Source organism: Streptomyces sp. NPDC054847 (assembly GCF_053610925.1).
Genome location: NZ_JBSGZJ010000291.1, coordinates 1 through 9,318 on the forward strand (window position 1 = coordinate 1; position 9,318 = coordinate 9,318).

General features: G+C 73.4%; 8 protein-coding genes. 2 read left to right on the plus strand and 6 right to left on the minus strand.

Features of this window, described 5'->3' with window-relative positions:
• On the minus strand, positions 1 to 454 hold a 454-nt coding region (locus tag ACWGH4_RS24455; RefSeq protein ID WP_453464545.1), incomplete at its 3' end, for an FGGY family carbohydrate kinase.
• Positions 455 to 621: 167 nt separating this feature from the next.
• On the opposite strand from ACWGH4_RS24455, the gene xylA reads away from it, so the two are divergent.
• Positions 622 to 1,791 carry a xylose isomerase gene (xylA, locus tag ACWGH4_RS24460; protein ID WP_453464548.1) on the plus strand — a complete coding sequence of 390 codons (1,170 nt, stop codon included), beginning with the start codon at positions 622 to 624 and terminating at the stop codon, positions 1,789 to 1,791.
• Between the two features lie 53 nt (positions 1,792 to 1,844).
• Here the strand turns inward: xylA and ACWGH4_RS24465 are convergent, their stop codons facing one another.
• Positions 1,845 to 2,264, minus strand: coding sequence for an ATP-binding protein (locus ACWGH4_RS24465; RefSeq protein WP_453464551.1), 420 nt, complete (start codon positions 2,262 to 2,264; stop codon positions 1,845 to 1,847).
• Between the two features lie 291 nt (positions 2,265 to 2,555).
• Here ACWGH4_RS24465 and ACWGH4_RS24470 point away from each other — a divergent pair, with 291 nt between their 5' ends.
• Entirely contained in the window at positions 2,556 to 5,330 is a 2,775-nt protein-coding gene (locus tag ACWGH4_RS24470) for a helix-turn-helix transcriptional regulator (RefSeq protein WP_453464554.1), read from the plus strand.
• 301 nt (positions 5,331 to 5,631) lie between these two features.
• On the opposite strand, the gene ACWGH4_RS24475 is transcribed toward ACWGH4_RS24470, so the two are convergent.
• The 4 genes from ACWGH4_RS24475 to ACWGH4_RS24490 all read right to left on the minus strand — a co-directional run bounded on the left by ACWGH4_RS24475 (position 5,632) and on the right by ACWGH4_RS24490 (position 9,204).
• Complete coding sequence (locus ACWGH4_RS24475; RefSeq protein ID WP_453464557.1) at positions 5,632 to 6,675, minus strand: YeiH family protein; 1,044 nt, start codon at positions 6,673 to 6,675, stop codon at positions 5,632 to 5,634.
• On the minus strand, positions 6,675 to 7,256 hold the full coding sequence (locus ACWGH4_RS24480; protein WP_453464560.1) for a cysteine dioxygenase: 582 nt from the start codon (positions 7,254 to 7,256) through the stop codon (positions 6,675 to 6,677). The genes ACWGH4_RS24475 and ACWGH4_RS24480 overlap by 1 nt, the downstream gene beginning before the upstream one ends.
• A gap of 110 nt (positions 7,257 to 7,366) precedes the next feature.
• Entirely contained in the window at positions 7,367 to 8,272 is a 906-nt protein-coding gene (locus ACWGH4_RS24485; protein WP_453464563.1) for a LysR substrate-binding domain-containing protein, read from the minus strand.
• 119 nt (positions 8,273 to 8,391) lie between these two features.
• Positions 8,392 to 9,204, minus strand: coding sequence for an SAM-dependent methyltransferase (locus tag ACWGH4_RS24490; RefSeq protein ID WP_453464566.1), 813 nt, complete (start codon positions 9,202 to 9,204; stop codon positions 8,392 to 8,394).
• Positions 9,205 to 9,318: the final 114 nt, after the last annotated feature.

Consider the following 9,318-nt stretch of genomic DNA (forward strand, 5'->3'; position numbering starts at 1 on the left):
CGTTCTCGCGCAGCCACTGCCATTTGGCGGCCGTCATGGAGGCGACGGGGACGGAGCCCGTGCGGGCGGTCCATGCGTCGGGCCCGCCGAGTGCCTCGGTGAGGGCGGCGGCCTGCGGCGCGGAGCGGGTGTCGTTCCACAGCAGGGCGGGCCGCAGGGGGGCGCCGGCGCGGTCGAGGACGACGAGTCCGTGCTGTTGTCCGGCGACCGCGATGCCGGTGACGGCGGCCGGTTCGATGCCGAGACCGGCCAGTTCCTTGAGGCCGGCGGCGACGGCGTCCGCGAGGGCCCGCCACCACACCTCGGGGTCGGTCTCCCGTGCCCCGTTCTCGCCGGTGACGTGGTGGGACGCCCTGCCGACGGCGAGGAGCCGACCGGTGGTGACGTCGGTGAACGCCGCTTTCGTGGACTGTGTGGAGCTGTCCACCCCGATGACGACCGCGTTCGCCGGCATTGCCGCACCTCTCCCATGGGCCCGTGCGCAGCCATTTGGCCGAGCTGGAAACAAATTACGTCACGCGCCCGCGGGACAACAGTGCGCGGGGGGCTTCTGCGATCGGGCATCGGTGTGCATTATTAGTAAGGTCAGAAAACAAACCAGTGATCCAAGGCGGACATGGCATGACGGAACGCTTCACCCCCACCCCCGAGGACAAGTTCAGCTTCGGCCTCTGGACGGTCGGCTGGCAGGGCCGGGACCCGTTCGGGGACGCGACCCGGCCGCCCCTGGACCCTGCGGAGTCCGTCCGGCGGCTCGCCGATCTCGGCGCGTACGGTGTGACATTCCACGACGACGACCTGATCCCCTTCGGGTCGAACGACGGCGAGCGCGAGGCGCACATCAAGCGCTTCCGTGAGGCGCTGGACGCCACCGGCCTCATCGTGCCGATGGCGACGACCAACCTCTTCACCCACCCGGTCTTCAAGGACGGCGGCTTCACCGCCAACGACCGCGACGTGCGCCGGTACGCGCTGCGCAAGACCATCCGCAACATCGACCTGGCCGTGGAGCTGGGCGCGCAGACGTATGTCGCCTGGGGCGGCCGTGAGGGCGCGGAGTCCGGTGGCGCCAAGGACGTGCGCGTCGCACTGGACCGGATGAAGGAAGCTTTCGACCTGCTCGGCGAATACGTCACGGAGCAGGGCTACGACCTGCGCTTCGCCATCGAGCCCAAGCCGAACGAGCCCCGCGGCGACATCCTGCTCCCGACGGTCGGCCACGCGCTGGCGTTCATCGAGCGCCTGGAGCGCCCGGAGCTGTACGGCGTCAACCCGGAGGTCGGCCACGAGCAGATGGCGGGGCTCAACTTCCCGCACTCCATCGCGCAGGCGCTGTGGGCGGACAAGCTCTACCACATCGACCTGAACGGCCAGAGCGGCATCAAGTACGACCAGGACCTGCGCTTCGGCGCCGGAGACCTGCGGTCCGCGTTCTGGCTGGTCGACCTGCTGGAGACGGCCGGTTACGCGGGCCCGCGGCACTTCGACTTCAAGCCGCCGCGGACCGAGGACTTCGACGGCGTGTGGGAGTCGGCGGCGGGCTGCATGCGCAACTACCTGATCCTCAAGGAGCGTGCCGCGGCCTTCCGCGCCGACCCCGAGGTCCGTGAGGCGCTGCGTGCCTCGCGCCTCGACGAGCTGGCGCGGCCGACGGCGGACGACGGGCTGGCGGCGCTGCTGGCGGACCGGACCGCGTTCGAGGACTACGACGTGGACGCCGCCGCCGAGCGCGGGATGGCGTTCGAGCGCCTCGACCAGCTGGCGATGGACCATCTGCTCGGCGCGCGCTGAGCCGCACGCGCACACGGGGCCGTTCCGGATGATCCGGAGCGGTCCCGGCCGTCTCACAGATGTGCGTCGAAGGCCTGGAGCGGGTCGCGCACGAAGGGCGGCCTGGTGTGGAGCGCGATCTCCGCGAGCACCACACTGCCCCGCTCCATCCGGTGCGTCATGATCCGTGTCGCGTAGGCGTCGACCAGGCGCAGACCGCGCCCGCAGGGGACGTCGGCGTCGAGCGGTTCCTGCCGGCGGGTCACCCGGTGCTTCCAGCGGCCACCGTCCATGACCTCGACCGTCAGCGCGTCGCCCCGGACGCTGATCACCGTGGACACCCATGGGCTGCCGCTGTGCAGCACCACGTTGGTGACCAGTTCGGTGACGATGACGGACAGCGCCTCGTCGAAGTGCTCGGCCAGTCGCCATCGGCGTGCGACTGCCCGGGCGAAGCGCCGGAGTGCGCGTGCGGCCTCCGGCGTGGCGGGCATGGCGCAATGCGCCAGGCTTCGCAACGCCGAGGTGGGCCCGGCCCGCCCGGGGGCAGGGCTCGGTGCACGTTCCATGGCAATCACATGGGCTCCTGTTCGGTCGGGCGGCATCGCCCTGACTCAGGTCCAGCGGCCGGGGAGTCGTTCTCCAACCTGGCCGTCGAAAGCCACGCAGCTGTTCTGCGGCAACCCCAACACTCGTATCCGGACACCTCCCGTTCAATCAGGGACACTGAAACCCGTATACGTAAAGAATCGAAATGCCTTGGAATCTCCGAGGAGAGTGATTCGGTGGACACGTGGAGTGACGAGGCGGCCGGCCGGTGGCTGGAGCGCGTGCTCGCGGGGCCGTCCGCCGACGAGCCCGCGCTGCTGCTGGTCGACGGCCCGGCCGGGACGGGGAAGACCCGCCTCGCGGCGCGTCTGGTGGACGGTGCCGCGGCCCGGTCCGTGCGCAGTGTGATCGTCTCGTTCTCGTCGTCCGGAGCGGCCGTCGAGTACCGGCCGCGGCAGAAGACGACCGAGACGGCGGCCGACAGCGTCCCGCGGCAGCCGCCCGCCCCCGCCGATCTGCCGGGCGCCCTGGCTCCCCTCCTCGAACGGGGCGAGCGCTTCCTGCTCGTCGCGGAGGACGTCCACCGCGCCGACCGCCCGGCCCTCGAACTTCTGCGCGCGCTCCTCGACCGGCCGCCGGACCGGCTCGCGGCGGTCGTCACGTACCGCCCGGAGGAACTGCGCGAGCCCGGCCTCGCCCTGGGCAGGGGGGCGCACTTCCCCGCTTCCCTCGCCGTGCTGCGGCTGCGTCTCGGCCCCCTTGACGCCCGGCAGGTCCGCGAGCTGGTCGAGGAGGGACTCGGCCCTGGCCGCTGCCCGTCCGATCTGATCGTCCGCGTCCGGGAGCGGTCCGGGGGCGTGCCGCAGGTCGTCGCCGACACGGTGCGGCTGCTGCGCGAGTCGGGCGACGGGCGGGAGCGCTACTCGGTCAGGGACCTGGAGGCGGCGGGCGTCCCGCCGCGTCTCGCCGAGCTCGCCCTCGGCCGTACCGCGGCGCTCACGGACCGGGCCCGGCACGTCGCCTGGGCCGCCGCCGTGCTGGACGAGCCGGTGGAGGCGGACGAACTGGCCGCGGTCGCCGGCCCGGACGGCGGCGAGGGCACGAAAGCCCTGGTCGAGGCGGTGCGCGCGGGCGTGCTGCGGGAGGACACCGAGGGCCGTTACGGATTCTTCGTCCCGATGGCGGCGACAGCGGTCTACGGGCAGGTGCCGGGCCCCGTCCGCCGTGAGATGCACCGCAGGGCCGCCACGGCCCTCGGCCGCAGGCACCCGGTGCCGTGGGTGCCGCTGGCCCGCCACCGCCGGCACGGCGGTCAGACGAAGGCGTGGCTCCGGGCCGTGGAGCACGCGGCGCTCCAGTGCGCGGCCGACGGCGAGCACCAGGCCGCGATCGACATCCTCGAGCGGGCGCTGTCCCGTCCGACGGCGCCGCCTGCCGCGAGGGCCCGGCTCGCGCCGCTGCTGGCGCACAGCGCCGTGCTGGGTCTGCGCAGCGACCAGACGGTGACGGTGCTGCGGCAGATCCTCGACGAGCAGTCCCTGCCGGCCGCCGTGCGGGGACAGATCCGGCTCGACCTCGGCCTGCTGCTGTGCAACCAGGCGGTCGCGGGCATGCAGGGCTGGCTGGAACTCCAGCAGGCGGTGGAGGAACTCGAGGAGCGGCCGCTGATGGCGGCGAGGGCCATGGCGGCGCTGGCGATGCCGCTGCTGTCGACGGTGCCGCTGGAGCGGAACCTGTACTGGCTGGAGCGCGCGGAGAAGGCCGGCGCGGACAGCGGCGACGAGGAGGCCCGTACCGCGGTCGCCGCCAACCGGGCGGGCACTCTCATGTACATCGGCGACCCGGCGGCCTGGCAGGTGCTCGAGCAGTTGCCGAGGGACACGGAGGACGCCGCCTGCCGCCAGCACGTCGCCCGCGGGCTGTGCAACGCGGCGGACGGCGCGCTCTGGCTCGGCCAGCTCGGACCCGCCCGCGGACTCCTCGCCGAGGGCGTGGACCTCGCGGCCCGCAGCGGAGCGACGTACGTCGAGCAGGGCGCCCGCGGCACCTCGCTGCTGCTGGACTGGGCCGAGGGCGACTGGTCGGAACTGACCGGCAGGGCCCGCGCGTTCGTGGCGGAGGCGGACACCATGCCGGGCCAGGGCGTCGACGGCCGTACCGTTCTCGGGCTCATGGCGATCTCCAGGGGCGAGTGGCAGCAGGCGACGGCGTGGCTGGCCGGCGACGGCTCGCGGGAGACGGACGGTTCCGCCGTGCCGCACGTGGCGGCCGCCTCCGGCGCGCTGATCCGGATGGCCCTGGTCCGGGACGACGTCGGGACGGCGGTCGCCGAGGCGTCGATGGCCTGGGACCGGATCAGGGACAAGGGCGTGTGGGTGTGGGCGGCGGAGCTGGCGCCGTGGGCCGTCGACGCGACGCTGCGCGCGGGCCGCCGCGACACCGCGCAGAAAATGATCGACGAATACGAGGCGGGCCTCGACGGCCGCCAGGCCCCCGCTTCGTCGGCGGCGCTGGACTGGTGCCGTGCGCTGCTCGCCGAGGCGGACGGCGACCCGCGGACCGCGGCCGAACGGTACCGCCGGTCGGCCCTCGAATACGCGGGCATGCCGCGTCCGTACGCGACGGTGCTGGCCACCGAGGGGGCCGCGCGCTGCCAGTTGGCCTCGGGTACGGACGAGGCCGCCGTGGTGGCCGAACTGACCTCGTGCATCGAGCAGTTGACCGAACTCGGCGCGGTCTGGGACGCCGCCCGCATCCGGGCCGAGCTGCGGGCGCACCAGCCCGCCGACGAGCAGCGGCCGCGCGGCCGGCCGAGCTACGGCGACCGGCTCTCGCCGCGCGAGCAGGAGGTGGCGGACCTGGCGGCGACGGGCCTGACCAACCGGGAGATCGCGGCGACGCTGCATCTGTCGCCGCGTACGGTGGAGCAGCATGTCGGCAGGGCCCGCCGCAAGCTGGAGTCGCAGTCCCGGCAGAATCTTTCCCGGACGCGCGCCCAGCGCCCCGAATGAGCCGGGCGGCCGACGGCCCTGCGGCGGGCGGGACGGCCGCGGGGCCGCGTGGCACACGGGCCCGGTCGATTCTTTGCGTATAGGTAGATGAGCGGGTCCCTATAGGCAGCACCGGTCCGGCGGCCCTAGTTTCCGAGTGTGCCCGGGGCTGCCGGGAGGCCGACCGGCCACGCCGCAACCCCACATGCGGCCGTTGTCGGGACGTGGGCTTCCCGGCCCCGGGCACGACACGTCTCCCCTCGCGTACGGCGTACGCACCCGGCCGCCCACGCCGCTTCCCTCGGCCCCCTCCAGGCAGCGGTCACGCCACCAGCAGCACTCCCGCACAGGACAGCCCCGCCACGACCAGCCACGCCGACAGGCCGAGTGCCGCGACGCGGCCGCCGGTGCGGGTCAGGGAGGGCAGGTCGACGGCGCTGCCGAGCCCGAACAGGGCGGCGGCGAGCAGCAGTTCCTGCGCGACGTGCGCGGTCTCCAGCGCCGCCGAGGGCAGCAGCCCGGTGCTGCGCAGGGCCACGGCGGCGAGGAACCCCACGACGAAGAGCGGCACCAGAGGCGCCCGTCGCGCACCGCTCGCCCCCTTCGTGGCCCTGTCCCCGCGGCGGGCGGCCAGCGCGACGAGGGCGACGAGCGGGCCGAGCATCGCCACCCGCATCAGTTTCACGAGCACGGCCTCGCCGAGCGCGGCGTCCCCCGCGGTCTGCGCGGTGGCGACGACCTGGCCGACGTCATGGACACTGGCGCCCGCCCAGCGGCCGAACTCGGCGGCATCGAGCCCCAACGGTCCCTGGAGGAGGGGAAGTACGGCGATCGCGAGCGTCCCGCAGAGGGTGACCAGGGCGACGGAGGTGGCCGCGTCCCGTTCGTCGCTGTCCCGTACCTCCCCCACGGCGCCGATGGCCGACGCGCCGCAGACGGCATATCCGGTGGCGATGAGCAGCGGCTGGTCACCGGGCAGTCCCAGCCGCCGGCCGAGCCACCAGGTCCCGAGGAGCGTGGCCGTCACGACGCCGAGCACCATGGCGACGGTGCTCCAGCCGAGGCCGCGCACGTCGTCGAGGCCGAGCCGCAGGCCGAGGAGCACGATCCCGGCGCGCATCAGCCGTCGCCCCGCGTACGAGAGTCCCGGCCGGGCCGGTCCGCGTACGGCCGCCCGCAGCCGGGGCAGGTGCGCGGCTGCGACGCCGAGTACGACGGCGGCGGTGAGCATCGGCACGCCGGGCAGGATCCGGTGGACGGACCAGGCGAGGGCGACGCCGAGGGCCGCCAGCGCGAGTCCTGGCAGCCGGGTGCTCTCGGCGCGGGCCCGGGGAGGTGCGGCGGGGCGGTCCCGCAGGAGCGCCATCAGCGGTCGGCCGGCAGGGCGTAGACGCGGCGGACGCTGCTGCCGAGCCGGGATATGTCGGCGCCGTAGACGTGCAGGGACACAGCGGTGGAGGGGCCCGGGTTCCAGACCCGGTGGATGTCCCCGGGCGGGGCGAAACCGCAGAAGTCGCCCTGTCCGCTGACCACGTCGGCGGTGGCGACGAGCCGCGCGGTGCCGTCCGCGCGGGCGGCGGGCACGAGCCGGTAGCGCCGCTCGTGCTCCTGGCCCTCGTGCACGCCGGTGGTGCACCAGGAGACGTGGTCGTGCACGGATGTCCCCTGTCCGGGCAGCCAGACGAGCGCGACGACGGAGAAGCTGCCGTCGTGCTCGGCGTGCAGGAGGTGCTGCCGGTAGCGGTCCGGGTCGCTCTGCCGCTGCTCCGGAGTGAGCAGGTCGTCGGCGCCCAGGTGCGGCGCCAGACGTTCGCCGACCAGGTACGCCGTCGGGTCGGGCGGCAGCCCGCGCCCCACCACCTCACGCACGCCGGCTATGAGGGCGTCGAGACGTTCGGTGGTACGGGGGGCCGTGAATGCGCTCTGTGCGGTCGGAGCCGGAGTCATACCGGCAAGCCTCGAACGGCGGAACCATTACGTCCAACGACTGTTTCTACGGTTTCCCCAAGCTCTGCTTATGTATGGGCCTTCGGGGAGCCCGCCCGGCTGCGGCCCGGTCAGCAGCCTGTCTTGTTCGCGGCGACCGTCCTCAGCTCCTCGAGGACGGTCGCGGTCGCGGGGATGCGCAGATGCTCCTTCAGCACGTACGCCGAGATCTTGCGCCGTGAGGCGGGCTGGAGCGGGCGGCCGGCGACCTTGGCGTGGCGCATGAAGTTCAGTACGAGCGCCGGGATCATGGCGACGCCGAGCCCTTCCGCCACGAGACTCTGCACGGCCAGGTTGTCGTCCGTCATGAAGGCGATGTCGGGGACGAAGCCCGCCTCCGCGCACTCGTGGAGGAGGTTGGCGCGGCAGCGCGGGCAGCCGGCTATCCAGCGCTCCGCCGCCAGGTCGGTGAGCCGGACGACCCGCCGCCGGGCGAGGTGGTGGCCGCCGGGCAGCAGCACGGTCAGCTGGTCCTCGAGGAGCGGGATCTCCACCAGTTCCTCCGGCACCTCCTCGTGCAGCCCCGGGTAGGTGAACGCGAGCGAGATGTCGCACTCGCCCCGCGCCAGGCGCCGCAGCGACTCGGGCGGCTCGTTCTCCAGCAGGTCGACGCGGATGGCGGGGTGCGCGGCCGTGAGGCGGGCCAGCGTCTCGGGGACAAGGGTGGAGTTGGCGCTCGGGAAGGCGCAGAGGCGGACCCGTCCGGCGCGCAGCCGGGTCAGGGCGTTCACCTGCTCCTGCGCGGCCGCCATCGAGTCGAGGATCGCCGTCGCGTGCCTGGACAGCGCCTCGCCCGCCTCGGTGAGCCGCATGCCCCGGCCGACCCGGACGAACAGCGGTGAGCCGACGTCGCGTTCGAGGGCCTTCATCTGCTGCGTGACGGCGGGCTGGGTGTAGCCGAGGGCACGCGCGGCGGCCGAGTACGAGCCGGTCCTGACCACTTCGTGGAACGTCTTGATGTGCCGGGAATCGAACACCGGTGCATCATAAGCGGATTTTGGGGGGTCCCGGCCCCCCGGCCGCCGACCCTGCGCCGGCTCTGCCCCTTCAGGCGGTGACCCTGCTGACCGCGTCCCGTCCCGTCCGCCCGGACCGGCTACGGCTTGCGGGCCACCGCCCCGTACAGCGAGATCACGGCGTTCTCGTCCACGCTCTCGCCCACGGCGAGTTCGGGGTGCCAGTCCGTCAGCTGGACGATCCCGGGTTCCACCGGCTCCAGGCCGTCGAAGAAGCGGGCGATCTCGTCCCGGGTGCGGGGCGCGAGGGTCACGCCGCCGGCCGCGTACATCGCCACGCCCCGCCCGACGGCGACGGGATCGAAGTCGGCGGTCAGCTGCGAGAGTACGAGGTAGCTCCCGGACGGGAGCGCGTCGACCAGCCGGGCCACCAGGTCGTAGGGGCGGTCGTCGTCGCCGAGGAAGTGCGTCAGCGCCACCAGGGAGAGCGCGACGGGCCGCGTGAAGTCCAGGTTCTCGCGGGCCTGCTCCAGGATGCGCCCGGGATCGCGCACATCGGCCTGGACGTAGTCGGTGACCCCCTGGCGGCTGCTGCGCAGCAACGCCTCCGCATGGGTCAGCACGATGGGGTCGTTGTCGGTGTAGACGATCCGGGCGTCGGGGGCGATGCCCTGGGCCACCTGGTGCAGGTTGGGCTCGGTGGGGATGCCGGTGCCGATGTCGAGGAACTGGCGGATCCCGGCCTCGCCGGCCAGCCAGCGGGTGACGCGCTGCATGAACCAGCGGTTGGTCCTGGCGACATGCCGGGCCGTCCCGTCGACGCCCATGATCTGCCGGCCGAGCTCCTCGTCGACCGGGTAGTTGTCCTTGCCGCCGAGGAACCAGTCGTACACCCGGGCCGGGTGCGGCCTGCTGGTGTCGATGCGTGCTGCGGCCGGCCCGGTCCCGGTCATGCGGGGCTCCCTCACTGCTCGACGCCCGTTCTTCCCGGTCACGGGACGATCGCACGATCTTCGCAGGAGCTGCTGCGGACGGCAAGCAACTCCCTTACCCGGGAAGCCAGTTGC

Excerpts from the sequence above, each read along its gene's own strand:
- ACWGH4_RS24475 (WP_453464557.1), bottom strand. The coding sequence starts at position 6,675 with ATGGCGCTCCTGCGGGACCGCCCCGCCGCACCTCCCCGGGCCCGCGCC.
- ACWGH4_RS24480 (WP_453464560.1), bottom strand. The coding sequence starts at position 7,256 with ATGACTCCGGCTCCGACCGCACAGAGCGCATTCACGGCCCCCCGTACC.
- ACWGH4_RS24465 (WP_453464551.1), bottom strand. The coding sequence starts at position 2,264 with ATGCCCGCCACGCCGGAGGCCGCACGCGCACTCCGGCGCTTCGCCCGG.
- xylA (WP_453464548.1), top strand. The coding sequence starts at position 622 with ATGACGGAACGCTTCACCCCCACCCCCGAGGACAAGTTCAGCTTCGGC.
- ACWGH4_RS24490 (WP_453464566.1), bottom strand. The coding sequence starts at position 9,204 with ATGACCGGGACCGGGCCGGCCGCAGCACGCATCGACACCAGCAGGCCG.